The sequence below is a fragment of the Sphingopyxis sp. Soil_C_28 genome (genome assembly GCF_057657055.1).
Window position 1 is genome coordinate 564975 of record NZ_JBDGJE010000003.1, and the last position, 24743, is coordinate 589717.

Annotated in this window: 26 protein-coding genes; 13 read left to right on the plus strand and 13 right to left on the minus strand. The window is 63.9% G+C overall.

Annotated features, from left to right (window positions below):
* Positions 1–97: 97 nt before the first annotated feature.
* Positions 98–2215, plus strand: coding sequence for a sodium-translocating pyrophosphatase (locus AC3A43_RS16230; RefSeq protein ID WP_487793583.1), 2118 nt, complete (start codon positions 98–100; stop codon positions 2213–2215).
* A gap of 78 nt (positions 2216–2293) precedes the next feature.
* Here AC3A43_RS16230 and AC3A43_RS16235 read toward each other — a convergent pair whose 3' ends face one another.
* Positions 2294–3106, minus strand: a complete 813-nt coding sequence (locus AC3A43_RS16235; RefSeq protein WP_487793584.1) for an SDR family NAD(P)-dependent oxidoreductase — start codon at positions 3104–3106, stop codon at positions 2294–2296.
* 315 nt (positions 3107–3421) lie between these two features.
* Between AC3A43_RS16235 and AC3A43_RS16240 the strand changes: the two genes are divergently transcribed.
* Positions 3422–3949 carry a CarD family transcriptional regulator gene (locus AC3A43_RS16240; RefSeq protein ID WP_120215896.1) on the plus strand — a complete coding sequence of 176 codons (528 nt, stop codon included), beginning with the start codon at positions 3422–3424 and terminating at the stop codon, positions 3947–3949.
* Positions 3950–4034: 85 nt separating this feature from the next.
* On the opposite strand, the gene truA is transcribed toward AC3A43_RS16240, so the two are convergent.
* Positions 4035–4775 (minus strand): tRNA pseudouridine(38-40) synthase TruA, encoded by a 741-nt coding sequence (truA, locus tag AC3A43_RS16245; protein WP_487793585.1) that lies wholly within the window; start codon positions 4773–4775, stop codon positions 4035–4037.
* A complete protein-coding gene (gene fmt, locus AC3A43_RS16250) occupies positions 4772–5692 on the minus strand; it encodes a methionyl-tRNA formyltransferase (RefSeq protein WP_487793586.1) in 921 nt (306 codons plus the stop codon). Before fmt ends, truA begins: the two co-directional genes overlap by 4 nt.
* 35 nt (positions 5693–5727) lie before the next feature.
* Here fmt and recR point away from each other — a divergent pair, with 35 nt between their 5' ends.
* Together recR and def are read left to right on the plus strand one after the other, a co-directional pair.
* Positions 5728–6324 carry a recombination mediator RecR gene (gene recR / locus AC3A43_RS16255; protein WP_487793587.1) on the plus strand — a complete coding sequence of 199 codons (597 nt, stop codon included), beginning with the start codon at positions 5728–5730 and terminating at the stop codon, positions 6322–6324.
* A 32-nt stretch (positions 6325–6356) separates the two neighbouring features.
* Positions 6357–6890 carry a peptide deformylase gene (gene def, locus AC3A43_RS16260; protein WP_487793588.1) on the plus strand — a complete coding sequence of 178 codons (534 nt, stop codon included), beginning with the start codon at positions 6357–6359 and terminating at the stop codon, positions 6888–6890.
* A gap of 71 nt (positions 6891–6961) precedes the next feature.
* Here the strand turns inward: def and grpE are convergent, their stop codons facing one another.
* Complete coding sequence (gene grpE / locus AC3A43_RS16265; RefSeq protein ID WP_487793589.1) at positions 6962–7510, minus strand: nucleotide exchange factor GrpE; 549 nt, start codon at positions 7508–7510, stop codon at positions 6962–6964.
* Positions 7511–7514: 4 nt separating this feature from the next.
* A complete protein-coding gene (hrcA, locus tag AC3A43_RS16270) occupies positions 7515–8558 on the minus strand; it encodes a heat-inducible transcriptional repressor HrcA (protein ID WP_487793590.1) in 1044 nt (347 codons plus the stop codon).
* Between the two features lie 89 nt (positions 8559–8647).
* Between hrcA and AC3A43_RS16275 the strand changes: the two genes are divergently transcribed.
* The 3 genes from AC3A43_RS16275 to rdgB are packed head-to-tail and all read left to right on the plus strand — an operon-like array spanning position 8648 to position 10844.
* Positions 8648–9448, plus strand: a complete 801-nt coding sequence (locus AC3A43_RS16275; protein WP_487793591.1) for a dienelactone hydrolase family protein — start codon at positions 8648–8650, stop codon at positions 9446–9448.
* A gap of 48 nt (positions 9449–9496) precedes the next feature.
* On the plus strand, positions 9497–10213 hold the full coding sequence (gene rph / locus AC3A43_RS16280; RefSeq protein WP_487793592.1) for a ribonuclease PH: 717 nt from the start codon (positions 9497–9499) through the stop codon (positions 10211–10213).
* A gap of 1 nt (position 10214) precedes the next feature.
* Complete coding sequence (gene rdgB, locus AC3A43_RS16285; RefSeq protein ID WP_487793593.1) at positions 10215–10844, plus strand: RdgB/HAM1 family non-canonical purine NTP pyrophosphatase; 630 nt, start codon at positions 10215–10217, stop codon at positions 10842–10844.
* A 3-nt stretch (positions 10845–10847) separates the two neighbouring features.
* Here rdgB and AC3A43_RS16290 read toward each other — a convergent pair whose 3' ends face one another.
* Positions 10848–11753, minus strand: a complete 906-nt coding sequence (locus tag AC3A43_RS16290) for a retroviral-like aspartic protease family protein (protein ID WP_487793594.1) — start codon at positions 11751–11753, stop codon at positions 10848–10850.
* A 92-nt stretch (positions 11754–11845) separates the two neighbouring features.
* Here AC3A43_RS16290 and hemW point away from each other — a divergent pair, with 92 nt between their 5' ends.
* Both hemW and AC3A43_RS16300 read left to right on the plus strand, forming a co-directional pair.
* Positions 11846–12991 carry a radical SAM family heme chaperone HemW gene (gene hemW / locus AC3A43_RS16295; RefSeq protein WP_487793786.1) on the plus strand — a complete coding sequence of 382 codons (1146 nt, stop codon included), beginning with the start codon at positions 11846–11848 and terminating at the stop codon, positions 12989–12991.
* Between the two features lie 136 nt (positions 12992–13127).
* The gene (locus AC3A43_RS16300; protein WP_487793595.1) at positions 13128–14018 is read left to right on the plus strand and encodes a tyrosine recombinase XerC; all 891 of its coding nucleotides are present in this window, start codon (positions 13128–13130) and stop codon (positions 14016–14018) included.
* On the opposite strand, the gene AC3A43_RS16305 is transcribed toward AC3A43_RS16300, so the two are convergent.
* The 4 genes from AC3A43_RS16305 to rsmI are packed head-to-tail and all read right to left on the minus strand — an operon-like array spanning position 14015 to position 16811.
* Complete coding sequence (locus AC3A43_RS16305; RefSeq protein ID WP_487793596.1) at positions 14015–14620, minus strand: DedA family protein; 606 nt, start codon at positions 14618–14620, stop codon at positions 14015–14017. The two genes, AC3A43_RS16300 and AC3A43_RS16305, sit on opposite strands and share 4 nt — an antisense overlap.
* 22 nt (positions 14621–14642) lie before the next feature.
* Positions 14643–15593 (minus strand): glutathione synthase, encoded by a 951-nt coding sequence (gene gshB, locus AC3A43_RS16310; RefSeq protein ID WP_487793597.1) that lies wholly within the window; start codon positions 15591–15593, stop codon positions 14643–14645.
* A gap of 10 nt (positions 15594–15603) precedes the next feature.
* The gene (locus AC3A43_RS16315) at positions 15604–15954 is read right to left on the minus strand and encodes a YraN family protein (RefSeq protein WP_487793598.1); all 351 of its coding nucleotides are present in this window, start codon (positions 15952–15954) and stop codon (positions 15604–15606) included.
* Positions 15951–16811, minus strand: coding sequence for a 16S rRNA (cytidine(1402)-2'-O)-methyltransferase (gene rsmI, locus AC3A43_RS16320; RefSeq protein ID WP_487793599.1), 861 nt, complete (start codon positions 16809–16811; stop codon positions 15951–15953). Before rsmI ends, AC3A43_RS16315 begins: the two co-directional genes overlap by 4 nt.
* A gap of 10 nt (positions 16812–16821) precedes the next feature.
* Between rsmI and AC3A43_RS16325 the strand changes: the two genes are divergently transcribed.
* Positions 16822–18009: a penicillin-binding protein activator gene (locus tag AC3A43_RS16325; RefSeq protein WP_487793787.1), complete on the plus strand. Its 1188-nt coding sequence runs from the start codon at positions 16822–16824 to the stop codon at positions 18007–18009.
* Positions 18010–18185: 176 nt separating this feature from the next.
* Positions 18186–18722 (plus strand): translation initiation factor IF-3, encoded by a 537-nt coding sequence (infC, locus tag AC3A43_RS16330; protein WP_487793600.1) that lies wholly within the window; start codon positions 18186–18188, stop codon positions 18720–18722.
* Positions 18723–18734: 12 nt separating this feature from the next.
* Here infC and AC3A43_RS16335 read toward each other — a convergent pair whose 3' ends face one another.
* Positions 18735–19433 (minus strand): NRDE family protein, encoded by a 699-nt coding sequence (locus tag AC3A43_RS16335; protein WP_487793601.1) that lies wholly within the window; start codon positions 19431–19433, stop codon positions 18735–18737.
* 170 nt (positions 19434–19603) lie between these two features.
* On the opposite strand from AC3A43_RS16335, the gene AC3A43_RS16340 reads away from it, so the two are divergent.
* A complete protein-coding gene (locus tag AC3A43_RS16340; RefSeq protein WP_487793602.1) occupies positions 19604–20047 on the plus strand; it encodes a hypothetical protein in 444 nt (147 codons plus the stop codon).
* Between the two features lie 38 nt (positions 20048–20085).
* Here the strand turns inward: AC3A43_RS16340 and AC3A43_RS16345 are convergent, their stop codons facing one another.
* Together AC3A43_RS16345 and uvrB are read right to left on the minus strand one after the other, a co-directional pair.
* Positions 20086–21591, minus strand: a complete 1506-nt coding sequence (locus AC3A43_RS16345) for a S10 family peptidase (RefSeq protein ID WP_487793603.1) — start codon at positions 21589–21591, stop codon at positions 20086–20088.
* 97 nt (positions 21592–21688) lie between these two features.
* Positions 21689–23875, minus strand: coding sequence for an excinuclease ABC subunit UvrB (uvrB, locus tag AC3A43_RS16350; RefSeq protein ID WP_487793604.1), 2187 nt, complete (start codon positions 23873–23875; stop codon positions 21689–21691).
* A gap of 88 nt (positions 23876–23963) precedes the next feature.
* On the opposite strand from uvrB, the gene AC3A43_RS16355 reads away from it, so the two are divergent.
* A complete protein-coding gene (locus AC3A43_RS16355; protein WP_487793605.1) occupies positions 23964–24476 on the plus strand; it encodes a DUF3617 domain-containing protein in 513 nt (170 codons plus the stop codon).
* Positions 24477–24743 lie beyond the last annotated feature (267 nt).

The following is a 24743-nucleotide window of genomic DNA, read 5'->3' on the forward strand; positions in this document are numbered from 1 at the left end:
GTCGCATCAGGGGAGAGAGCGAGCCGGCAACAATAAGTCGGACGTTCGACTGTTATCTCTGCGTTCGCCCTTCTCAATGGGGAAGGAATAGACACGCATGAATCCGGTTTTGATCGCGATAGCGTGCGGCCTGGTGGCCGTACTCTATGGGTTCATTACCTCGCGGCAGGTGCTCAGCGCATCGGCGGGTAATGAAAAAATGCAAGAAATCGCCGCCGCCATTCAGGAAGGCGCCAAGGCCTATCTCGGCCGTCAATATCGCACCATCGCCATCGTTGGCGTCGTCGTCGCCGTTCTGGTCGGGTTTTTCCTCGGCCCGATTTCGGCAACGGGCTTTGTCATCGGCGCCGTTCTGTCGGGGGTCGCCGGCTTTGTCGGCATGAACATCTCGGTGAAGGCGAACGTCCGCACCGCGGCGGCGGCCCAGACCAGCCTTCAGGCCGGCCTGACCATGGCATTCCGCGCCGGCGCAATCACCGGGCTGCTCGTGGCGGGGCTTGCGCTGCTCGCGATCTCGGTCTTCTTCTGGTATCTGATCGGCCCCGGTGGTTTCACCGTTGGCGGTGATGACCGTACCGTCGTCGACGCGCTCGTCGCGCTCGCTTTCGGCGCCTCGCTGATCTCGATCTTCGCGCGTCTCGGCGGCGGCATCTTCACCAAGGCCGCCGACGTCGGTGCCGACCTTGTCGGCAAGGTCGAGGCCGGAATTCCCGAAGATGACCCACGCAACCCCGCAGTGATCGCCGATAACGTCGGCGATAACGTGGGCGACTGCGCTGGCATGGCGGCCGATCTGTTCGAAACCTATGTCGTTACCGTCGGCGCCACGATGGTGCTGTTGGCGCTGCTGCTGAAAAGCTCGGGCGACCAGCTTCTTCCGCTGATGAGCCTGCCGCTGTTGATGGGCGGCGTCTGCATCATCACCTCGATCATCGGCACTTACTTTGTCCGTCTTGGTGGCGGCAAGAATGTCATGGGCGCGATGTACAAGGGCTTCCTTGTCACCGCGGTCCTGTCGGTTCCGGCGATCTGGTTCTCGACCAGCTATGTCCTGAAAGGCGACATGGCGACCGACATCACGGGTCAGACATTCAATGGCTGGGACCTCTTCTATTGCTCGCTGCTCGGCCTGATCATCACCGGGCTGATCATCTGGATCACCGAATATTACACCGGCACCAATTATCGCCCGGTGCGCTCGATCGCCAAGGCTTCGGAAACGGGCCACGGCACCAACGTCATCCAGGGTCTCGCTATCAGCCTTGAATCGACCGCGGCACCCACGCTGGTGATCTGCGCCGGTATCATCGCCGCGTTCCAGATCGCTGGCATCGTTGGCATCGCCTTTGCGGCGACCGCAATGCTCGCGCTCGCGGGCATGGTTGTCGCTCTCGACGCTTATGGTCCGGTCACCGACAACGCCGGCGGCATTGCCGAAATGGCGGGCCTCGATGACAGCGTTCGCGAGAAGACCGATCTGCTCGACGCCGTGGGCAACACGACCAAAGCGGTGACCAAGGGCTATGCGATCGGGTCTGCGGGTCTCGCGGCGCTGGTGCTGTTCGGTACCTATACCGCCGACATCACAGAATATTCGGCCAAGCTCGGGTTGACCGAGCCACTGACTTTCTCGTTGTCGTCGCCTTATGTCATCGTCGGGCTGCTGCTCGGCGCGCTCTTGCCGTACCTCTTCGGTGCGTTTGGCATGACCGCAGTCGGCCGCGCGGCGGGTGAGGTCGTCAAGGATGTTCGCGACCAGTTCAAGAACAACCCGGGAATCATGACCTATGAGTCGAAGCCTGACTATGCGCGTACGGTCGATCTGGTGACCAAGGCGGCGATCAAGGAAATGATCATCCCGTCGCTGCTCCCCGTGCTCGCACCGATCGTCGTGTTCTTCGTGATCCGCGGCGTGGCTGGCCCCGCGGCGGCGCTCGAAGCGCTCGGCGCACTCCTGCTCGGCGTCATCGTCAGTGGCCTGTTCGTCGCGATCTCGATGACCTCGGGCGGCGGCGCATGGGATAACGCCAAGAAATATATCGAAGACGGCAACCACGGCGGCAAAGGCAGCGAGGCCCACAAGGCCGCGGTGACCGGCGACACCGTCGGCGATCCGTACAAGGATACCGCGGGTCCGGCGGTGAACCCGATGATCAAGATCACCAACATCGTGGCGATCCTGCTCCTCGCGGCACTGGCGCACGGCGCGGTCTAAATCCGCACCGCCTGCGGGCAAAAGACAAGCCCCGCCGGAGCGATCCGGCGGGGCTTTTTCTATCCGCGTTGTAACAGCTTAGCGCTGCGCCTTCATCTGCGCCGCATAACCCGCCTGAACCATCGCGCTCATCCGGTCGAACAGCGCGTCGGGGTCGCTGCGGCGCAGGCCGGCAATCATCGCTTCGGCGCCCTCGGCGAGGATCAGTTCACGCGTTCCGGCATCGACTGCCGAGAGCATCTGCGCCGCGGCCTCATCGGGCGACAGGCCGTTTTCGATTGCGGCATCGCTTTCCCCGCGCGTGCTGCCGTCGGCGTTCAGCGCGTTGCGGCTGACATTGGTGCGAACCGATCCGGGCGCGACCACCAGCACCTTGAGCCCCAGATGCTCATTTTCGGCGCGGACGCTGTCATGGTACCCGATGATGCCATGCTTCGCCGCCGAATAGGCGCTGCGCAGCGGGACGCCCGCGATGCCCGCGACGCTCGATATCGCAATGATCTGTCCACCGCCGGCGCCGACGATGCGCGGCAGCAAGGCCTGCGTCAGCGCGATGGGGGCGAGCAGGTCGACGGCGATAATCCGTTGATAGACCGCAAAATCGGTCTCGATCGCGAGGCTGCGCTGCGAGATGCCCGCGTTGTTGACCAGCCCTTCGATGCGCCCCTGCCACGCCCAGGCTTGATCGGCGATGGCGGGAATCGCATCATAGTCGGTCGCCTCGAACGGCAGGATCAACGTCTCTGTGCCGCAGTCGGCGGCGACGGCTTCCAGAGCCGCGACATTCCGGGCCGACAGGATCAGCTTCGCCCCGCGCGCGCCGAGCGCACGCGCCAACGCTGCACCGATCCCCGAAGAGGCGCCCGTAATCCACCAGACTTGATCGCTCATATCTTCATTCCCATCCGCCTCTTTGTCCCAGCGTGAAACGGCTGTCAGACGGCGTCAAGGCGCCATCCCGCGGATTTCCGCGCAGGGGTGGCAATTTTGTTGCGAATCTGTTATAATAAATATCAACGCGCCGACACTCTGCCTCTTCCCGTCGCTGGGCTGGGGCGCTTTCCGGCGTTCCGATGGAGCCATATCCCTTGTCACTCTGAACTGGCTAGTGCCGCCCGAATGTAGATCCCCCTCCACGAGAGGGCGGGATGCACGGGTGTTGTCGCACTTTCAGATCGGGGTCAAGGCACAACAAAAGGAATTTGCATGTCCGTAAGCACGCTCTTGTTCGAAGTCGGTGATTATGTCGTTTATCCGAAACATGGCGTGGGGCGCGTCATCGAATTGCAGCGGTCGGAAATCGCCGGCATGCAGCTCGAACTCTATGTCCTGCGCTTCGAAAAGGAAAAAATGACGCTTCGCGTGCCGACGAACAAGGCCGAAGGCGTGGGCATGCGCAAGCTGTCGTCGGACAAGACGCTGAAGGAAGCACTTCAGGTCCTGACGACCAAGCCGAAGGTCAAGCGCACCATGTGGTCGCGCCGCGCGCAGGAATATGAAGCGAAGATCAATTCGGGCGACCTCGTGTCAATCGCCGAAGTGACCCGCGACCTGTTCCGGGCCGACGACCAGCCCGAGCAGAGCTATTCGGAACGCCAGATCTTCGAAGCGGCATCGAGCCGCCTCGCGCGCGAACTGGGCGCGATGGAAGAAAGCGACGAAAAGACCGCGCAGGCGAAGATCCTCCAGATTCTCAACGAGCATGCGCCGCTTTATTACGCCGAAAAGGTGTAAGCGCGTCGGTCAGCGATAAAGGGAAGGGCGGTCCGAAAGGGCCGCCCTTTTTCGTTCGTCCCTCTCCCTCTAGGGGAGAGGGAGTTCAGGGATAGGTCGCGCTCACGAAATACAGCCCGTCGGGTGGGGCATTCAGCCCCAGCGCGTTACGATCCGCCGCGTCCAGCGCGGCCTTCAGGTCGCGCGCCGACCATTTACCATAGCCGACCATCGCGAGGCATCCGACCATTGAGCGCACCTGATGATGCAGGAAGCTGCGCGCGGCCGCCTCGATAATCAGCTCGTCGCCGTGGCGGCTGACGGTCAGCTTGTCGAGCGTCTTGACCGGACTTTGCGACTGGCAATGCGCCGAGCGAAACGTCGTGAAGTCATGAAGTCCGATCAACTGCTGCGCTGCGGCATGCATTGCGTCGGCGTCCAGCGGGCGGGCGACCTGCCACGACAGCCCCTTGTCCCACGTCAGCGGCGCGCGGCGGTTGACGATGCGATATTCATAGGCGCGCCCGACGCAGGCAAAGCGCGCGTGCCAGTCGTCGGGGACGATCTCGCAGCCGACCACGGCAATCGGCGCGGGGCGAAGCTGGGCGTTCAGCGCCTCGGTCAGCTTGAACGGCGTCAGCGGCTTTTCGATATCGACATGCGCGCGCATCGCGATGGCGTGCACCCCGGCGTCGGTGCGCCCCGCGCTGAACACCGAAACGGTTTCGGCGGTAAAGCGATGGATCGCTTCCTCGATCGCCTGCTGGACGCTGGGGCCATGCACCTGCCGCTGCCAGCCCATATAGGGCCGGCCGTCATATTCGATGGTGAGCGCGAAACGCGTCATGCGAGGCGAGTGCCCGCTGCGATAGGACGTCCGCGAAGCAGTTCCGCCGCCTCCATCGCGGGCTTGCCGGCGCGCTGGACGCGCACCGCGCGGATCGCGCCGGGATTGCAGGCGATGGCAAAGCTGTCGTCGAGCGTTACGCCGGGGGTAGCGCCCGCAATGGTCTCGGCGGGATGAACGACCTCGGCTGCGAGGATCTTGTAACGCTCGCCTTCGAGTTCGAAGAAGGCGCCCGGCATCGGATTGAATGCGCGAATTTGCCGCTCGACCTGCACCGCACTGGTCAGGAAATCGAGCCGCGCTTCGCTCTTGTCGATCTTCGCGGCATAGGTGACGCCTTCGCCCGGCTGGGCTTCGGGCGCAAAGGCGGGAAGATCGCTCAGCACCTTCACCATCATCAACGCGCCCATTTCGGCGAGTTCTTCGGTAAGCTGTCCGGCGGTCTTGGTCGCAATCGGCGTTGTTTCAATCAGCCGCATCGCGCCGGTGTCGAGTCCGACGTCCATCTGCATGATCGTCACGCCGGTCTCGGCATCGCCCGACAGGATCGCGCGCTGCACCGGCGCCGCGCCGCGCCAGCGCGGCAGGATCGAGCCATGGACGTTGAGACAGCCTTCGCGCGGGGCATCGAGGATCGCGGAGGGAAGGATCAGGCCATAGGCCGCGACCACCGCGATATCGAGGTCGAGCGCGGCGAATTCGGCCTGTTCGTCGGCGCCTCTCAGGCTCTTTGGCGTACGCACGGGCAGGCCATGTTCTTCGGCCCAGACATGCACCGCGCTCTGCTGCACTTTCTTGCCGCGCTGCGCCGGGCGCGGCGGCTGCGTGTAAACGGCCACGATTTCATGCCCCGCCGCGTGGAGCGCGGCAAGCGTCGGTACCGCAAAGGGCGGTGTTCCCATAAAGGCGATGCGCATTGTCATTTCTTGCGCGCCGCTTAAGACCATCCGTCATGGCATCGCAAGAGATAGAGGCACTCGTCCAGCAACTCGCCCGCCTGCCGGGCCTCGGTCCGCGCTCGGCGCGGCGCGCCGTGTTGCACCTGATGAAGAAGCGCGAGAGTGCATTCGTGCCGTTGCTCGCGGCGCTGCAGACGGTGTCCGAGCGGCTCGTGACCTGCGGCATTTGCGGCAATGTCGACACGCACGATCCCTGCGCGATTTGCGCCGACCCCCGCCGCGATTCCCGCAGCCTGTGTGTCGTCGAGGAAGTGTCGGACCTGTGGGCGCTCGATAAATCGCGGCTCTTTCCCGGCAAATATCATGTCCTCGGCGGCCGGTTGTCGGCGCTGGAAGGCATTCGCCCGCAGGATCTTGCGATCGATGCGCTGGTCGCGCGCGTCGCCGCAGGCGGCATCGACGAGGTGGTCCTCGCGATGAACGCAACGCTGGAGGGCCAGACGACCGCGCATTATCTCGCCGAGCGGCTCGAGGGTTATCCGGTGCGGCTGACGCAGCTGGCGCATGGTTTGCCGGTCGGCGGCGAACTCGATTATCTCGACGAGGGAACGCTGGCGCAGGCTTTGAGGGCACGGCGGCCGGTGGGTTGACGGCGGGCGTTTGAATTCATACCTGAGCCCTCATGGCCATCCTACCTATCATAGAGACCCCGGATCCCCGGCTGCGCGTCATTTCGAAGCCCGTCGAAACCTTCGACGCCGAGCTCAAGACGCTGATCGCCGACATGTTCGAGACGATGTACGACGCCCCCGGTATCGGGCTGGCGGCGATTCAGGTCGGGGTGGCGAAGCGTATCCTCGTCATCGACCTGCAGGAACTCGATCCCGAGGATGAGGAGGGCAAAAGGTTGATCCGCGAGCCGCGGGTGTTCATCAACCCTGTCTTTTCGGACGAGAGCGAAGAACATAGTGTCTATTCCGAAGGCTGTTTGTCGGTCCCCGAGCAATATGCCGATGTGACACGCCCCGCCGAAGTCACCGTCGACTGGCAGGATGAAGACGGAAAGCCGCATCGGGAACGCATGACCGGGCTGATGGCGACGTGCATCCAGCACGAGCATGACCATCTGGAAGGCATTCTCTTCATCGACCATCTGTCGCGGATGAAGCGCGACATGGTGCTGAAAAAGCTGCTGAAGATGCGCAAGGCGGCGTAATCGGTAATCGCAGACAAAAAGAAACCCCGGCTTTCACCGGGGTTTCTTTTTGTCTGCGATTTGCGGTCGGATTACCCCGCCTTCGCCACCGCCACCATCGCGGGGCGCAGAAGGCGGTCCTTCAGCATATAGCCCGCCTGCATTTCCTGCACGATCGTGCCCGGTGTCTGATCGCTCGGGATTTCGAGCATCGCCTGGTGCTGGTTGGGGTCGAGCGGCAGGCCGATCGCGGCGATGCGGGTAATGCCGTTGCGTTCGAAGACGCTGAGCAACTCGCGCTCGGTAGCTTCGAGGCCGGTGATCAACGGTTTGATCGCATCGTCGGCGCGCTGTTCTTCACTGAGCGCGGCGAGCGCGCGGCCAAGATTGTCGGCGACCGACAGGATGTCGCGCGCAAATTTGGTCGCAGCATAGGCGTGCGCGTCGGCGATTTCCTTGTCCTTGCGGCGCGTGACATTCTGCGTCTCGGCGCGGGCATAGAGCAGATCCTGCTGGAGCGCCGCGACTTGGTCGGCGAGCTGTGCCAGCTCCTCATTCTCGCTGGTTGCGGGGGCTGCTGCCTCGGCAGCTTCGGGGTTCGCGCCGTCGTCGACCGGCGTGTCGTTTTCAATGTTCGTCATAAACCTATCGTATCAGTCTGGAGAGCGATTGTGCGGTGAAATCCACCATGGGAACGATCCGGGCATAGTTCAAGCGCGTCGGGCCGATGACCCCGACAACGCCGACCACGCGCCCGTCCGATCCGCGATAGGGTGCCGCTATCACGGACGAGCCCGAAAGCGAGAATAATTTATTCTCCGAGCCGATGAAAATCCGGGTGGCTGCGCCGTCGCGCGCGCTGTCGAGCAGCTGCGCGATATCCTGTTTCGTTTCGAGCTCGTCGAGCAGCTGGCGCACGCGGTCGAGGTCGCCGACCGCGCTCTCGTCGAGCAGATTCGCCTGTCCGCGCACGATCAGCACCGGGCGGTCGGTACCGTCGGACGACCATATGGCAAGCCCGCGGCTGACGAGGTCCTGCGCTGCGCGGTCGATCGCGATCCGCTCGGCCTCGATCTCGTGCCGTACCCGCGCCATCGCTTCGGCGAGCGTCAACCCGCTGAGGGTCGCCGAGATATAATTGCCCGCCTCGACCAGCGCCGAGGGATTGAGCCCCGGAGGAATATCTATAACGCGATTCTCGACCGCGCCATCGCCGGCGACAAGGATGACGAGCGACTGACTGGCGGACAGCGGCACGAAGGCGAGCTGTTTCAGCACGCGCTCATGCTTCGGAACAAGAACGAGACCGGCGCATGCCGATAGCCCCGACAGCGCCGATGTCGCCTGCGCCAGCGCGCTTTCGATCGGGCCGGCGTCGGACAGGCTCGCCTCGATCTGCGCGCGATCCTCGGCGCTGGGTTCGGCGACCTGCATCATCCCGTCGACGAAAAGGCGCAGGCCCTGTTCGGTGGGAAGCCGGCCAGCGCTGGTGTGCGGGCTGGCGAGCAGGCCATATTCCTCGAGATCCTGCATGACGTTGCGGATCGACGCGGGCGAGAGATTGAGCGCCGCGAGCTTTGACAGGGTGCGCGATCCGACCGGTTGGCCGGTTTCCAGATAAGCGTCGACCACCATGCGGAACACGTCGCGCGCGCGCGTGGTCAATTCGGTGATCGGGGGTGTCGTCATAATGGGGATTTAGGGACGGGGAGGGGTCTGGGCAAGCTTTGCTGGCCAGTGCGCGCAAGTCGCGTTAGCCTTTGGCGGGGGAGACCATCATGACGACACCGCCACTCGACCGCGACGATCCGCTCGACGATTTCGACCATCGCGAGATCGCACTGCTAGGCCGCAAGCATCTGGTCTACACGATGGGCAGCGGCCCCGCAGTGATCGTGATGACCGAAATGCCCGGTATCAGCCCGCATGTCGCGCGGTTCGCGCGTTGGGTCCGCGATGCCGGCTTCACCGTCTATATGCCGCATATTTTCGGCAAGGACGGCGCGGTGCCGCGGGCGCCTCGCATGTTGTTCACGATGATCGGTGGATGCATCAGCCGCCAGTTCCGCGCCTTTCAGGCGAACGAAAGCTCCCCCGCGACGCAGTGGCTCCGCGCACTCGCGGCGCTGGCGCACAAGGAATGCGGCGGCAAGGGCGTCGGGGCGATCGGCATGTGCTTCACCGGCAATTTTGCGCTGTCGATGATGCTCGAGCCTTCGGTGATCGCGCCGGTGCTGGCGCAGCCGTCACTGCCGCTGAACGATCCGGCGGGGATGCACATCGCGCCGGACGAACTCGCGACCGTCAAGGCGCGGATGGAGGCAGAGGATCTGACCGTGCTCGCCTACCGCTTCGAGGGCGACAAATATTGCAAGGCGGCACGCTTTGCCGCCTATGAAGATGCGCTCGGCGACCGTTTTATCGGCAAGGTGTTGCCCGACGTGGCGGCGAATCCCGACAGCCCGATGAAGAACCCGCACAGTGTCGTCACCATCCACCTGATCGACGAAGCCGGGCAACCGACCGTCCAGGCGCGCGACGAAATCCTCGAATTCTTCAAGATGCGGTTGAGCGAATGAGGGCAGCGGCCTAAGGGCCACCGCAATCACCAATCGAAAGGACATTCTATGCGCCCCTCAGGCCGCGCGCCCGATCAGATGCGCCCCATCGCGATCGAAACCGAATTCACCATCCATGCCGAGGGCAGCGTCCTCGTCAGCTTTGGCAACACCAAGGTGCTGGTCACGGCCAGTGTCGATGAAAAGGTGCCGCCATGGATGCGCGGCAAGGGCGCGGGTTGGGTCACGGCCGAATATGGCATGCTGCCCCGCGCAACGCATACGCGCGGCAGCCGCGAAGCGGCGAAAGGCAAGCAGTCGGGAAGGACGCAGGAAATTCAGCGGCTTATCGGGCGTAGCTTGCGCGCCGTCGTCGACATGAAGAAGCTCGGCGAGCGCCAGATCATCATCGATTGCGACGTCATCCAGGCCGACGGCGGTACCCGCACCGCATCGATTTCGGGCGCGTGGGTCGCGCTGCGCATCGCGATCGACAAGCTGCTCGCGGCGAAGACGATTGCCGAAGATCCGATCGTCGACAAGGTCGGCGCGATCTCGTGCGGCATCTATAATGGAACGCCGGTGCTCGACCTCGATTATGACGAGGATTCGGTCGCCGAAGCCGACGGCAATTTCGTGCTGACCGCGAAGGGCCAGATCGTCGAAGTGCAGGCGAGCGCCGAGGGCGCGACCTATGACGAAGAAGGCCTGCTGCGCCTGCTGCGCCTCGCGCGCATCGGCTGCGCCGAGATTTTCGCGGCGCAGGACAAGGCGACGGGTCGCTGAGATGACGCGGAGGCTCGCCCCCGGCCGGCTGGTGATCGCCAGCCATAATGCAGGCAAGGTGCGCGAGATTCGCGCGCTGCTCGAACCTTTCGGGATCGAGCCGGTGTCGGCGGGCGACCTCGGGCTACCCGAGCCCGAGGAGACGGGCACGACCTTTCGCGAGAATGCACTGCTGAAGGCGCATGCAAGCGCTTCGGCGGCGGGGCTTCCCGCGCTGGCCGACGACAGCGGCCTCGAGGTCGCGGCGCTCGGCGGACGTCCCGGCGTCTACACCGCCGACTGGGCCGAACGACAGGCGTTCGAGGGCGATCCCGGCCGCGACTGGTATATGGCGATGGGCAAGGTCGAAGGCCTGCTCGCCGAGCGGGGACCGGATGTCGACCGCAGCGCCTGCTTCGTCTGCACCCTCGCGCTCGCCTGGCCCGACGGCCATGCCGAAGTGTTCGAGGGTCGCGCGCAGGGCAGTCTGACCTGGCCGCCGCGCGGGCGGCTCGGTTTCGGTTATGACCCGGTATTTGTGCCGGTCGGTAACACACTGACTTATGCGGAAATCGATCCGGCGGAGAAGCATGCGATCAGCCACCGGGCCGATGCGTTTGCCAAGCTGGTCGCCGGGTCACTGGCGAACTGAAGTTCAGTGGGGCGTACGGTCCAACAGCCAGATCCGCTGCTTACCATAATCGACGGCAAAGCCTTCCGACTGCAGCCAGTCGATCCCCAGGATCATCAGATGATCGCCCGCTGCGGATAGGCGGCCAAAGACGGGCAGGGCGCCGACCCGGACGCGGCGGTCGTCCCAATGCCACGGGCCGATTGCCACTGACCGGATGTCGCCCTCCATCAGCGGCATTTCGCGGCCATCGATGCCCGTGATTGTTCCGCTCGGGCGCAGTCGCGTTCCGGTCAGTCCGATCGCATCGGCAAAAGCCGGATTGAGCACGCTATGTTGTGCGCCGGTGTCTAGCAGTCCCCAACCCGCCACGCCGCCGATCCGTACGGGAAGCATGATTTTCCAAGGTTGCAGCCAGTTCGCCTCAATGGGCCGCCATGCGCCGGCATCGGGCAACGTCCCGCTCGGCGCCACACGGACACAGGAACTTGTCGAATTCCACATTGTCAGTCGGTCGCCGAACAGATCGACGCCGGCAAGTCCGGCGATATCGTGGCTTTCGAATGCGGGGGCTGGCAGCGATGGTATGGTGAAGTCGCGAAGCGTCAGCGGACCCGCGGTGATCGACCGTACGCGATGGAAATGGACCGTAATTTCGCCCCCCATGCCGTGCGCCTGCTCCGTCGCCGGATCGATCGGCAGGGCCAGTTTCTCGGTCCGCTCGGGATCGAGCGTCGTCCCGCTGGCGGCGGTGTCGAGCACAAAGGCGAACGGGCCTTGACCGTTGACCTTCGCGCGGATGACGGGCGTGCCTCGGTCGCCGGCTTCGATCGGTAGGCAGTCAAATGGTGAAGAATCCTCAGCGGCCGCGGGCGCGATGATCGAAAAGGCCAGAAACAGGCCTGACAGTTTGATTGTCGTGGCTGGCATCTTACGCTAGTGAAGCGGCAACGGCGGGACGTCAACTGGCGGACGGCATGCCGGCGCTACTGACATCCTCGGCGCGGGCCTTATATGGCGTCATGGCCGAACCGCTCGCCCTTTATGTCCATTGGCCGTTTTGCGTGTCGAAATGCCCCTATTGCGACTTCAACAGCCATGTGCGTGAGAGCGTCGATCAGGCGATGTGGCGCGACGCGTTGCTTGCCGATCTGCGGCATGAGGCGGGTTTGCTGCCCGATCGCCGCGTCGGGTCGATTTTCTTCGGTGGCGGTACGCCCAGCCTGATGCCGCCCGAAACCGTTGCGGCGGTGATCGCGGCGACCGAAGCCCAATGGGGGCTGACCGACGACGTCGAGATCACGCTGGAGGCCAATCCCAATTCGGTCGAGGTCGCCAATTTCGCCGATCTTGCCGCAGCGGGCGTGAACCGCGTTTCGATAGGTGTTCAGAGCTTCGATTCCGAAGTGCTTGAATTTCTTGGCCGCGCACACAGCGAGGATGAGGCGCGGCGCGCCATCGCGATGGCGCAGGAGCATTTTGCGCGCGTCAGTTTCGACCTGATCTATGCGCGCCCCGGCCAGTCGATGACAGCGTGGGAAAGCGAACTGGCCGCCGCGCTTGCCTTTGGCACCGATCATCTTTCGCTCTACCAGCTTACGATCGAGCCGGGCACGCGCTTTGCGACGCTCGCCGCGAAGGGCGATCTCACTATTCCTGACGGGGATGCTGCCGCCGACCTGTTCGACACGACGCAAGCGATGACGCAGTCTGCGGGCCTGCCGCGCTATGAGGTGTCGAACCATGCGCGCATCGGGCAGGAAAGCCGCCACAATCTCGCTTACTGGCGCTATGCCGATTACGCCGGCGTCGGCCCCGGCGCGCACGGCCGGCGTCTGGGGCAAGCGACCGAGCGGCACAAAAAACCCGAGAATTTCATTTCGGCGGTGGAGCGCAATGGCCATGGGTTGAAGGTCGAAAGCGACCTTCCCGCGCACGAACGCGCGACCGAGGCAATGCTGATGGGATTGCGGCTGACCGAAGGGATCGACCTGGCGCGGATCGAGACGCGCAGCGGGCTGGCGCGCGCGGCGTTCGTCGATACGGGCGCAGTGGCGCGGCTCGCGGGGCAGGGGCTGATGCGGCAGGACGGCGACCGGCTCCTGGTGACCGATGACGGCATCCTCTTGCTCGACAGCATACTTTCCGAGGTGGTCAAAACCAACTAGGGTTGCGGTTCTTCGTTCGCTGCGCGAGCCAATTAAATAGGGACAGTCCCTATTTAATTCGACGGGCATTTGCCGGCGTGAGACAGGTGCCAATTAAATAGGGACAGTCCCTATTTAATGGCGGTGGGATCGACGTTTGGCACAGGATCTGATCCGCGACTGGGATGCCCATCTGGCGCATGAGAAGCGCCGGTCGGAGCATACGCGCCGCGCCTATATCGCGACCGCCGAGCGTTTCTGCGCCTTTCTGTCGCGGCATCGTGGCGGGGCGGTCGATGCAGGCATGTTGAAGGCGCTGACCCCCAACGATCTGCGCTCCTATCTCGCGACGCGCCGCGCCGAAGGCCTCGGCAATGCGTCGGCCGCACGCGAGCTTTCGGCGTTACGGGGTTTCCTGCGTTTCGTGGGCGGGTCAAACGCCAGCGTGCCGCAAATGCGCGGCCCTCGCGTCAAGAAGGGCCTGCCGCGGCCGGTCTCGCCCGCCGAAGCGATCGCACTGGCGCAGGATGTCGAGGACAATGCGCGGCAGGGATGGGTCGGTGCGCGTGATTTTGCGCTGCTGCTGCTGCTCTATGGCGCGGGGCTGCGTATTGGCGAAGCCCTGTCGCTGACTGGTGCGGCGCTGCCGCTCGGCGAGACGCTACGCGTGACCGGCAAGCGCAACAAGACGCGGATCGTGCCGATCCTGCCCGCGGTACAGAAGGCCGTAGCGCGATATGTCGATGCCTGCCCTTATCCGATCGCGAAGGATCGGGCGTTGTTTGTAGGCGCGCGCGGAGGACCGCTCGCGCCCGGGGTGATCCGCGCGAGCGTGAGGTCGGCGCGGCGCGCTTTGGGGCTTCCCGAACGGACGACGCCGCATGCGCTGCGACATAGTTTTGCGACGCATCTGCTCGCGGGTGGGGCGGATCTGCGCAGCCTGCAGGAATTGCTCGGTCACGCGAGCCTCGCCTCGACGCAGGTCTATACCGCGGTCGATGCTGCGCATTTGCTCGACATCTATCGCAGCGCGCATCCGCGGGCCTAGCCGGTCTGCCTCGGCTTCCAGGTAATCACGCGGTAGATATAAACGACCACGAGCGATCCGATCGCGACCAGCGCGACGGGGCCGACAAAGGCGTCCAGATTGGCGAACTTCCCGCCGAACCAGTTGCCCGCGCCCGCAAGCGCCGCAATCCAGATCGTCGAACCGGCGGCGGTCCAGAGCAGGAACTTCGCCTGGTTCATCTTCACCATGCCCGCGGGCAGCGACACCATCGTCCGCGCGACGGGCATGAAGCGTGCGACGAAAACGATCGCGGGGCCATATTTCAGGAAGAAGGCGTGCAGCCGCTCGACCTCGCCCCAATCGAGCGTCAGCCAGCGCCCATGGCGATCGATGAAGGGTTTCAGCCGTTCATAACCGATCCAGCGGCCGATGCCGTACCAGATCCAGTTGCCCGCGGTCGTCCCCGCGACCGCGACCGCGACGAGCGTCCAGAAATCGAAATGGCCCTTGGACACTGCGATGCCGCCGAGCCCCATGATCACCTCGGACGGAATCGGCGGGAACACATTTTCGAGGAACATGAGGATGAAAATCCCCATATAGCCCCAGCTCTGGATCAGGTTCAGGATGAAGTCGGTCATGGCAGAAGAACGCGCGGAGGCGTCAGCCGATCCGCCGTGTTATCGCATCCCAGATCATTCCCGCGGTATCGCTGTTGTTGAAGCGGTCGATCGCGACAATTCCAGTCGGGGACGTGACGTTGATTTCGGTCAGCCACTCGCCGCCGATCACGTCGATGCCGACGAACACGAGCCCGCGTTCGCGCAGCTGCGGCCCCAAGACGTCACAAATCTCCTGCTCGCGCGGCGTGAGCTCGGCCGCCTCGGCATAGCCGCCGACCGCGAGGTTCGAACGAAACTCGCCTTCGCCGGGCTTGCGGTTGATCGCGCCCGCGACCTCGCCGTCGACCAGCACGATGCGCTTGTCGCCCTTCGACACGCTCGGCAGGAACTGCTGGACCATGAAGGGTTCGGGCCACACCTGCCCGAACAGCTCGACCAGCGCGCCGAGATTGCCGCCATCGGCATCGATCTTGAACACGGCCTTGCCGCCATTGCCGTGGAGCGGCTTGATCACCAGCGCGCCGTGGCGCGCCTGAAAATCCTTCACCGCGTCGAGGCTGCGCGTCACCATCGTCGGCGGCATGAACTCGGGGAAATCGAGCACGAACACCTTTTCGGGCGCGTTGCGCACCGAAACCGGGTCGTTCACGACGAGCGTCTCGTTCGCGATGCGCTCGAGCAGCCAGGTACCGGTGAGATAGCCAAGGTCGAAGGGCGGATCCTGCCGCATCAGCACGACGTCGATGTCGCGGCCGAGATCGAGCAGTATTTCATCGCCAAATTTATAGTGGGCGCCCGGATCGCGTTGCGCCGCGAGAATGCGGTTCGCCTTCGTCGTCAGCCGCCCGGCCTCCCACGTCAGGCCCCGCACGTCGTAATGGTACAGTTCGTAGCCGCGCTCGAGTGCCTTCAGGATCAGGTGGAAACTGCTGTCGCCCCCGATGTTGATATCATCCATCGGGTCCATTTGTACCGCGGCGCGCAGGGTCATTCTATCTTCCTCAGGGTTGCCAGACGTGGACCAGATGGCGTGGCAGGCGCCTTGGCGCAAGGAGCATCACGTCGATCCTGATGTCATCGCGCGGCCCGGCGAAGCGTGGGCGCAGCATTTCGGCCGCGGCGGCGACGCGGCGCAGGCGATAATGGTCAATCGCGAGGTCGAGGTCGGCGGCGCGGTCGCGCCATTTGACCTCGATGAAGGCGACAGTGCGGCCGCGCCGCGCGACAAGATCGACCTCGCCGACGGGAACGCGCAGCCGTTCGCCGAGGATGCGCCAGCCGTGGAGGCGCAGCCACCAGGCGGCGCGGCGTTCGGCGCGGCGCCCGCGCGCTTCGGCGGCGGCGCGCTTCAAGCCTGCTCTTTCAGCGTGAGCGCGCGCGCGTAGACGTCATGGCGGTCGAGCCCGAAGCGCTTGGCGACGGCCTTGGCCGCCTGTGCGACGGGCTTGTCTGCCATCGCCTCGCGCAGCGCCGCATCGAGCGTATCGTCGTCGGCTTCCTCGGTAGCCGCTTCGCCGGGCGGGCCGACGATGACGACAATCTCGCCCTTCGGCGGCGCATCGGCGTAGCGCACAGAAAGGTCGGTGAGCGTGCCCGTCACGCATTCCTCGAACATCTTGCTGATCTCGCGCGCGACCGCTGCCTCGCGATTACCCAGCCCTTCAGCCATGGCCGCGAGCGACGCCGATAGCCGCGGCCCGCTTTCGTAGAATACCAATGTCGCGCGCAGCCCGGCGAATTCTGCCAGCGTGTCGGCGCGCGCCTTGGCCTTGTTCGGCAGAAACCCCGCGAACAGAAAGCGGTCGCTCGGCAATCCCGACAGCGTGATCGCGGCGATCGCGGCGCACGGGCCGGGCAGGGTGGTGACATGCCGGCCCGCCGCTCTTGCATCGCGAACGAGCTTATAGCCGGGGTCCGAAATCAGCGGGGTTCCCGCATCCGACACCAAAACGACAATTTCGCCCTCCATGCGCGCAACCAGCGCGGCGCGGGTGCGTTCGTCGCTATGATCATGATAGGGGGTCATCGGCACACGCAAACCCAGATGCGACAGCAATTTCGCGGTCACGCGCGTATCCTCTGCGGCAATCACGCCGGCGGAGGCGAGCGCCGTCGCGGCGCGCGCACTGATGTCGCCAAGGTTGCCGATGGGCGTTGCAACGATATAGAGACCGGGCAAGGGAGAATCTGAGATGTTCGAATCTGGCATGACGCCGAAAATGGCAGAAACTGCCGTCCAGCGCCAAGTTAATGCATCGCCGCGTCGGCAAATCTTGCGCGGTCTCGGTGCGGTGGCGATGGCAGGGGTGCTCGCGGCGTGTCAGGTGGTGCCAAAGTCGAACGGCCCCGCAACCCCGCCGCCGCCGACCAGGCCCGACGACAATGTCGGCCCCGGCCTTCCGACCGATACCGATCGTCACCGCGTCGCGCTGCTCGTCCCGCAGACGGGCCCCAACGCCGACGTCGGCATGGCGATCGCCAATGCGACGACGCTCGCATTGCTCGATTCGCGCACCGAGCGCGTCCGCATCACAACCTATGATACCGCGCTTGGCGCGGCAGCGGCGGCGCGGCAGGCGGTCGCCGACGGCAACAAGCTGATCCTCGGCCCGCTGCTGAGCGAAGACGTCACCGCCGTCGCGCCGATCGCGCGCGATGCGAAGGTGCCCGTGCTCAGCTTCTCGAACGACAGCGGCGTCGCCGGCAACGGCGTCTTCATCATGGGTTTTGTCCCCGGCCAGTCGGTCGAGCGCGTGGTCGCTTTCTCGCGCGCGAAGGGGCATCAGCGTTTCGGCGCTCTGGTGCCGAAGAATGTCTATGGCGACCGCTCGGCCGCTGCTTTTCGTGCCGCCGTGGCCGAGGCGGGCGGCACGCTCGTCGCGGTCGAAAGCTATGACCGCAGCGCGACAGCGCTGACCGGTGCGGCGCGGCGGATCGCCAACGCCGGTGCAATCGACGCGGTGCTAGTTGCCGACAGCGGTGGCAACGCCATCCGCGCGGTGCCCGTCATCAAGAGCGCGGGCGCGCGGCAAATCCTGGGCACCGAACTTTGGAACACCGACGCGGCGCTCGGCGGCAACGCGGTGATGCGCGGGTCGTGGTTCGCCAGCGTGTCCGACGGTCTCTATGGTCAGCTCGCGACCAAATATCGTACCCGTTTCGGCAAGGCGCCGTACCGGCTGGCTAGCCTGGGGTATGATTCGGTGTTGCTGACGGTGCGCATTGCGCGCGACTGGAAACCCGGGACCAATTTCCCTGCGGCGCGGCTGCTCGCGGCCGACGGTTTCGGCGGCATCGACGGCATCTTTCGCTTCAACAACCGCGGCATCGCGGTTCGCGCCCTCGAGGTCAGCGAGATTGGCGCGGGTGGTTTCCGCGTCGTCGATCCCGCACCGACCAAATGGTAGTGGCAGACTAGCCACAGTTGAGCCGAAAATCGGTGCCGAATGCGCGGGGCGGCCTTTACGACGGCGCCGCGATCACTATATGACCACCACGCGTGTTTTTGCGTCGATGCTGCACGTCCATTTTTGACGAACGCCTATGTGTAAATGATTCAGGAGATACAGCTATACCACCGCCCATGACCCGTCGCCCAATGGCACCGATGCCGCCTAAAAACGGCCCGCGTTACAATGAATTTATCGCCTCCCCCAAAGTCCGCGTGATCGACGAGGAAGGCGAAAATCTGGGCGTGATGCTGACGGCCGAAGCGATTGAGCAGGCGGCTTCCGTCGGCATGGATCTGGTGGAAGTATCTCCCAACGCCGATCCGCCGGTGTGCAAATTCCTCGACGTCGGCAAGTTCAAGTACGAGGCGCAGAAAAAGGCGAACCTCGCACGCAAGAGCCAGAAGACGCAGGAAATCAAAGAGATCAAGATGCGTCCGAATATCGACGATCATGATTTCGACACCAAGATGAAGAAGGTCTTCGATTTCCTCGGCGAAGGCGACAAGGTCAAGATGACCATGCGCTTCCGCGGCCGCGAAATGAGCCACACCCAGCTCGGCCTCAACGTGCTCCAGCGCGTCGCCGAACTGACCTCGGAAATCGCGAAGGTCGAGGCGCATCCGCGCACCGAAGGCCGTCAGATGCTGATGGTGATCGCGCCGAAATAAGGCGCGCCCGGCTCAGCCGATCCGAAATTCGAGGGCGGTCGTTCCGATGGAGCGGCCGCCCGCTTCGTATCGGCGTTCGGTCATCTGTACAATGCCGTCGGCGGACACCGTCACGAGTGTCGAAGCGCGGGTGCCATAGACATCGCCGCGCAGGAACAGCGCAGGGCCGTCCTCGGCCATCAGCATGTCGAGCAGGGCTTCGGGAGCCGCGTCGGCCGTCACAACAGCCGTAAGGGCTGCACGCAGCCGTTCGGCGCGCGGGCACGGCTCGCCCACGGGTTCATTGGCGAGCGCATGGACGCCGGGCGCGAGCGCGGCGATCAGCGGTTCGGGCCGGTTGGTCAGCAATCGCGCGCCATCGTCGCCTACAGCGAACAGGTTGAACGCGTTGAACCGATCAAGATCGGCGGCCGCCGGATTTGCAAAGCGGCCGTCGCCGCGCAGCATGTCGACGACGAGCGCACCGCGCGATTCCTTTGCGGGATCGGGCGCCGCGCCGCGGACGTTGGTCACCACCACGATCCGTCCGCTGGGCCGGTGACCCCCAAGCCAGGTGCCGCCCGCCTGCAGGTCGCGTCCGGCCACAATGCCGCTGTTGTCATCCCATTCCGCGAGGGGCGCTGCTGGGCGCGCGTGAAACTCGTCGCGATTTCCGATCAGGATGAGCGGCCAGCGGGGATGAACCTGCCAGGCAAGAGCGACGACACACATGGCCGTGCGTATCGCGATTTGGCGGCGGCTTGCCAAGCGTCTTCGCCGGTCCGCGGCGTCATCCGCGGTTCAGCCCGCGCAATCGGTGTGTTATATTTCTATGTCACCTGGCTTGCCGCAGCGGTAAAAACTGGTAATCTTGTGCGATCTTTCTGGAGGGGGAGACGAATATGACCGAAGCCGTGAAAACGCCGTGGCACCTTTGGGTCGTCGGCATCGCATCGTTTCTGTGGCATTGCATTCCGGTCTCCGACTATGTCGGTTTCAAAACCAAAGCGGCCTGGTATCTCGAAGGCGCAGCGCTGAAACCCGAGCAGATCGCCTGGGTCGATGCCTATCCGCTGTGGGCCGATACGGGCTGGGCGCTTGGCGTATGGGGGGCGATGGCGGGATCACTGTTGCTGCTGCTTCGCAGCCGGTATGCCGTTTCCGCTTTTGCCCTGTCGCTGGTCGGCCTCGCGATCATGAGCCTTTATCAGGTCGGCATGCAGGCGAAAGAATATCAGGCGCTGTTCGGTGAAGGCGTGCTGATGTTCCTCGGTGTCATCTGGATCGTGGCCATCGCGCTCTTCTTCTATGCGCGCGCAATGAAGGCGAGGGGCGTTCTGCGCTGAAAAACAAAAGGGGCGCCCCGTAGGCGCCCCTGACCCCGTTACCGCGAACGAATGAAGGCGCGGATGTCGGCGGACAATTTGTGGCGATCCTCGTCGCGGATATACATCATGTGGCCCGCGCCATAATAGGTATAGCTGATGCGATCCTGCGGAATACCGGTGCGTGACAGCGCATATTCGGCCGCGAAAAAGGGCGTCGCAAAATCATAATAGCCTTGCGCGACCAGCACTTTCAGCCCCGAATTCTCGCGCAGCGCCTGCCCGATATAGGGCGCGACGTTCAGATAAGAGTTGGTGTCGCGGTCGCCGATCCGCCAGTCCCACTGCCCGCCGATCCGGCCGATCGACTGATATTCGCGGTCGGTCTTGAACCCCAGCCCGTCGCGGCTCCAGCTGTTGATCGCGGCGGTATAGCTCGCGTCGATGCCATAGAAGCTGGGGTCGTTGTCGGGGCCTTCGCCCGCGCTGTCATAATCCTTGCCGGTATAACGGCTGTCGAGCCGCCCGACGGTCAACCCGCGGTCGCGGAGCAGTTCCTTGTAGAAACGGTTCGGCGTGACGCGCAGGTCGGCACTGTCGAGATAGGTTTCGCTGAGCCCGGTGAAGCGCGCGAGCTCGCGGCGGATGGCGGCGCGCTCTTCGCCCTGCAACTTCTGACCCTTGAGCAGCGCCGTCGCATAAGGCCCGATCGCCCATTGCCGCGCTTCCTCGACGAACGCCTCCACCGACGGCGCGCTTGCCTTGCCATGATAAAGTGCGGTCGCCGCCATCGACGGCAGGTTGGTGATCTGCGAGAGCTCGTTGCCGGGCGTGTCTGCGCCTGCGGCAAAATCGAGGACGGTCGAGATCAGGATGATGCCGTTCAAGGCAACGTCGTTGTACGTCTCGTTCATCAACTGGTTCGCGACTGCGGCGGAGCGCGTCGTGCCATAGCTTTCGCCGCCCAGATATTTGGGGCTGTTCCAGCGACCATTGTCGTTGAGCCAGCGGCGGATCACCTCGGCGACCAGCTTCGCGTCCTGCGTGACGCCGTAATAATCCTTGGGGTCGGCCTTGCCGATCAGGTGCGAGAAACCGGTGCCCGGCGGATCGATGAAGACGACATCGGTGACGTCCATCAACGCATCGGGATTGTCGACGATCGGATAGGGCGGGGCGCCATCGTCGACGCCGGTGCCGGGGATTGCGACGCGCTTCGGCCCGAACGCGCCCATCATCAGCCACACGGTGCCCGACCCCGGGCCGCCGTTGAACAGGAAAGTAATCGGCCGGCCGGGGTCGCGCGGTTCCTTGATGTAGGAAGTCGTGACGACAGCGACTTCGGGTACGCCATCCTTGTTCTTGATGATCGTCTCGCCGATCGTCGCGGCATAGTTGATCCGCTGGCCGCCAAAGGTTCCCGACAGCCTGGTGGTGCGGACTTGGGGTTCGTAATCGGCGGGCTTTTCGGCCTTCGCCTTGTCGTCAGGCTTGTCCTGCGCGTGCAGCGCAGCAGGCGCGGTAGCGGCAAGCGCCAAGGCGATGAGCGACAGACCCGATTTCATGCATATATCTCCCCGATTGCGGCGCAACCCTATGCAGCGCGCGGCGAGGCGGCAAGGCTACTTGTCGGTTACAAAGGGGCTTTTGTCGAAGGGCCGGCTAACGCCCCCACTTCGTCTTGCTCTGCTTGCCAAACCGCCCCTTGCGCGTCCCGGGCTTGCCCTCGTTCGATCTCCCAACCCGCGGCGCGACCTGTTCGCCCGCCGGCAGCCCAAGCTCGTCCGCCTCCAGCTTGCGGATTTCGTCGCGGAGCCGCCCCGCTTCCTCGAACTCCAGGTCGGCGGCGGCATCGCGCATCTTCTTTTCGAGGTCCTGAATGTACGCGCGCAGATTGTGCCCGACCATATGCGCGGGCTTGTCGTCGCCGATGTCGATCGTCACCTGATCCTTCGACGCAACATGCGCAATGATGTCGCCGATGTTGCGCTTGATCGTCGTCGGGGTGATGCCATGCTCGACATTATATTCGGTCTGCTTTTCGCGGCGGCGATCGGTTTCGCGCATCGCGCGTTCCATGCTGCCGGTAATGCGGTCGGCGTAGAGGATAACGCGGCCGTCGACGTTGCGTGCAGCGCGGCCGATCGTCTGGACGAGGCTGGTCTCGCTGCGCAGAAAGCCCTCCTTGTCGGCGTCGAGGATCGCGACGAGCCCGCATTCGGGAATGTCGAGCCCTTCGCGCAGCAGGTTGATCCCGATGAGCACGTCGAACACCCCGAGCCGGAGGTCGCGGATGATCTCGATGCGCTCCAGCGTCTCGACGTCCGAGTGCATGTAGCGGACCTTGAGTCCCGCCTCGTGGAGGAACTCGGTCAGATCCTCGGCCATCCGCTTGGTGAGCGTCGTGACGAGCGTGCGATATCCCGCCGCGGCGGTCTTTTTCGCCTCGACGATCAGGTCGTCGACCTGCTCTTCGACGGGCTTGATCTCGACCGGCGGATCGATCAGCCCGGTGGGACGGATCACCTGTTCGGCGAAGACGCCCTGCGTGCGGTCCATCTCCCACGTTCCGGGCGTCGCCGACACGCTGACCGTTTGCGGGCGCATCATGTCCCATTCGGCGAAACGCAGCGGCCGGTTGTCGATGCAGCTCGGCAGGCGGAAGCCATATTCGGCCAACGTGATCTTGCGGCGGTGATCGCCCTTCGACATCGCGCCGATCTGCGGGATCGTCTGGTGGCTTTCGTCGACGAACAGGAGCGCGTTGTCGGGCAGATATTCGAACAGGGTCGGCGGCGGTTCGCCGGGAAGGCGGCCGGTCAGGAAGCGGCTGTAATTCTCGATCCCGGCGCAGCTTCCCGTCGCCGCGATCATCTCGAGGTCGAAATTGGTGCGCTGTTCGAGCCGCTGCGCCTCGAGCAGGCGGCCTTCGGCTTCGAGTTCCTTTAGCCGCTCGGTCAACTCGTGCCGGATCGCTTCGCTCGCCTGCTTCAGCGTCGGACCGGGAGTCACATAGTGGCTGTTCGCATAGACGCGGACATAGTTGAGATTGGCGATCTTCTTGCCCGTCAGCGGGTCGAATTCGGTGATCTCCTCGATCTCGTCGCCAAAGAAGCTGATCCGCCACGCCATATCTTCATAGTGCGACGGGAAGATTTCCAGGCTGTCGCCGCGCACCCGGAAATTGCCGCGCGCAAACGCCTGATCGTTGCGCTTATATTGCAGCGCGACGAGCTTGCGGATGATTTCGCGATTGTCGGCGACCTGACCCTTTTTCAGATCAAAGATCATCGCCGAATAGGTCTCGACCGACCCGATGCCGTAAAGGCACGACACCGAAGCGACGATGATCACATCGTCGCGTTCCAGCAACGCGCGCGTCGCCGAGTGCCGCATGCGGTCGATCGCTTCGTTTACCGAGCTTTCCTTCTCGATATAGGTGTCCGACCGCGGCACATAGGCCTCGGGCTGGTAATAGTCGTAATAGCTGACGAAATATTCGACCGCATTGTTCGGGAAAAAGCTCTTGAACTCGCCATAGAGCTGCGCCGCGAGGATCTTGTTCGGGGCGAGGATCAGCGCAGGGCGCTGCAGCTCGTCGATCACCTTCGCCATCGTGAAGGTCTTGCCCGATCCGGTCACCCCCAACAGCACCTGATCGCGCTCGCCATCGAGCGCGGTCGAGACGAGTTCCTTGATCGCCGTCGGCTGATCGCCCGCGGGCTCATATTCGCTAACTAGTTCGAATCGCTTGCCGCCTTCGATCTTGTCGGGGCGGGCGGGACGGTGGGGGACATAGCCCTCCGCCGTGTCGATTTCATCGAGCGATGTACGAATCTGAATTGCCATTGCTGCCAATATGGTATCGATGGGGCGGGTCCACAATCGCAATGAATCAAAACAGAACCCCCAAATGAATAGTCACAGGAGACAGGGTATGAAGAAATTTCTGACGGTCGCCGCCATCGGCGCCCTCATCGCAGTATCGGGTTGCGGAAAGAGCGAAAACGCCAGCGGCCCGGTGAAGCGCGAAGCCGGCAACTGGAAAACCGACGTCAAGCTGGTGAAGTTCGAAGTTCCCGGCATGCCCGCCGAAATGAAGGACGGCATGGCCAAGATGATGGAAGGCGCCAGCGGCATGGAGCAGTGCTTCACGCAGGAGCAGGTCGACAAGGAAGACATCGCGGCCGAACTCGCCAAGGGTCCCGGCAATGGTGGCGAGTGCACCTGGTCGAAAAAGGACATCGCGGGCGGCAAGATCGATATCGCCGGAACCTGCAAAGCCAACGGCCAGACGGTCGATATGAAGATGGCAGGCACGATGGAAGCCAAGAAGAGCGACGTCACCATCACCACCAAGGGCAAGGTCCCGACCGGCGGTGACATGGAAATGGTCATGCAGATGACCAGCAGCCACACCGGTCCGTGCAAGGCACCGGCGGCGACCTGAGCCTTCGCGCTTTTCGAAAAATGGCGAGGGGCGTCAGTGAAAACTGGCGCCCCTTTTTATATGTGCGGCGCAGACGGATGCGATGCGCGGCTATGTCGCCGCACGGCAATGCCCCCTGAGCGGGAGCGTCGTTCTGCATGATGGGAAGGTCGACTTGCCGGGCGACAAAACAGGTGGGGCTGTCTGGCCGCCCGGCGAAGTCTAAAAATGAAGCCTGAGGGGGATCGAAGGGTGCCAGGGACCAGCTCGCACCTTTCGCCTTTTGGC

What these genes read in the sequence shown, in the direction of transcription:
- AC3A43_RS16230 (WP_487793583.1), top strand. Translation starts at nt 98, where the DNA reads ATGAATCCGGTTTTGATCGCGATAGCGTGCGGCCTGGTGGCCGTACTC.
- AC3A43_RS16235 (WP_487793584.1), bottom strand. Translation starts at nt 3,106, where the DNA reads ATGAGCGATCAAGTCTGGTGGATTACGGGCGCCTCTTCGGGGATCGGT.
- AC3A43_RS16240 (WP_120215896.1), top strand. Translation starts at nt 3,422, where the DNA reads ATGTCCGTAAGCACGCTCTTGTTCGAAGTCGGTGATTATGTCGTTTAT.
- truA (WP_487793585.1), bottom strand. Translation starts at nt 4,775, where the DNA reads ATGACGCGTTTCGCGCTCACCATCGAATATGACGGCCGGCCCTATATG.
- fmt (WP_487793586.1), bottom strand. Translation starts at nt 5,692, where the DNA reads ATGCGCATCGCCTTTATGGGAACACCGCCCTTTGCGGTACCGACGCTT.
- recR (WP_487793587.1), top strand. Translation starts at nt 5,728, where the DNA reads ATGGCATCGCAAGAGATAGAGGCACTCGTCCAGCAACTCGCCCGCCTG.
- def (WP_487793588.1), top strand. Translation starts at nt 6,357, where the DNA reads ATGGCCATCCTACCTATCATAGAGACCCCGGATCCCCGGCTGCGCGTC.
- grpE (WP_487793589.1), bottom strand. Translation starts at nt 7,510, where the DNA reads ATGACGAACATTGAAAACGACACGCCGGTCGACGACGGCGCGAACCCC.
- hrcA (WP_487793590.1), bottom strand. Translation starts at nt 8,558, where the DNA reads ATGACGACACCCCCGATCACCGAATTGACCACGCGCGCGCGCGACGTG.
- AC3A43_RS16275 (WP_487793591.1), top strand. Translation starts at nt 8,648, where the DNA reads ATGACGACACCGCCACTCGACCGCGACGATCCGCTCGACGATTTCGAC.
- rph (WP_487793592.1), top strand. Translation starts at nt 9,497, where the DNA reads ATGCGCCCCTCAGGCCGCGCGCCCGATCAGATGCGCCCCATCGCGATC.
- rdgB (WP_487793593.1), top strand. Translation starts at nt 10,215, where the DNA reads ATGACGCGGAGGCTCGCCCCCGGCCGGCTGGTGATCGCCAGCCATAAT.
- AC3A43_RS16290 (WP_487793594.1), bottom strand. Translation starts at nt 11,753, where the DNA reads ATGCCAGCCACGACAATCAAACTGTCAGGCCTGTTTCTGGCCTTTTCG.
- hemW (WP_487793786.1), top strand. Translation starts at nt 11,846, where the DNA reads ATGGCCGAACCGCTCGCCCTTTATGTCCATTGGCCGTTTTGCGTGTCG.
- AC3A43_RS16305 (WP_487793596.1), bottom strand. Translation starts at nt 14,620, where the DNA reads ATGACCGACTTCATCCTGAACCTGATCCAGAGCTGGGGCTATATGGGG.
- gshB (WP_487793597.1), bottom strand. Translation starts at nt 15,593, where the DNA reads ATGACCCTGCGCGCCGCGGTACAAATGGACCCGATGGATGATATCAAC.
- rsmI (WP_487793599.1), bottom strand. Translation starts at nt 16,811, where the DNA reads ATGCCAGATTCGAACATCTCAGATTCTCCCTTGCCCGGTCTCTATATC.
- AC3A43_RS16325 (WP_487793787.1), top strand. Translation starts at nt 16,822, where the DNA reads ATGGCAGAAACTGCCGTCCAGCGCCAAGTTAATGCATCGCCGCGTCGG.
- infC (WP_487793600.1), top strand. Translation starts at nt 18,186, where the DNA reads ATGACCCGTCGCCCAATGGCACCGATGCCGCCTAAAAACGGCCCGCGT.
- AC3A43_RS16335 (WP_487793601.1), bottom strand. Translation starts at nt 19,433, where the DNA reads ATGTGTGTCGTCGCTCTTGCCTGGCAGGTTCATCCCCGCTGGCCGCTC.
- AC3A43_RS16340 (WP_487793602.1), top strand. Translation starts at nt 19,604, where the DNA reads ATGACCGAAGCCGTGAAAACGCCGTGGCACCTTTGGGTCGTCGGCATC.
- AC3A43_RS16345 (WP_487793603.1), bottom strand. Translation starts at nt 21,591, where the DNA reads ATGAAATCGGGTCTGTCGCTCATCGCCTTGGCGCTTGCCGCTACCGCG.
- uvrB (WP_487793604.1), bottom strand. Translation starts at nt 23,875, where the DNA reads ATGGCAATTCAGATTCGTACATCGCTCGATGAAATCGACACGGCGGAG.
- AC3A43_RS16355 (WP_487793605.1), top strand. Translation starts at nt 23,964, where the DNA reads ATGAAGAAATTTCTGACGGTCGCCGCCATCGGCGCCCTCATCGCAGTA.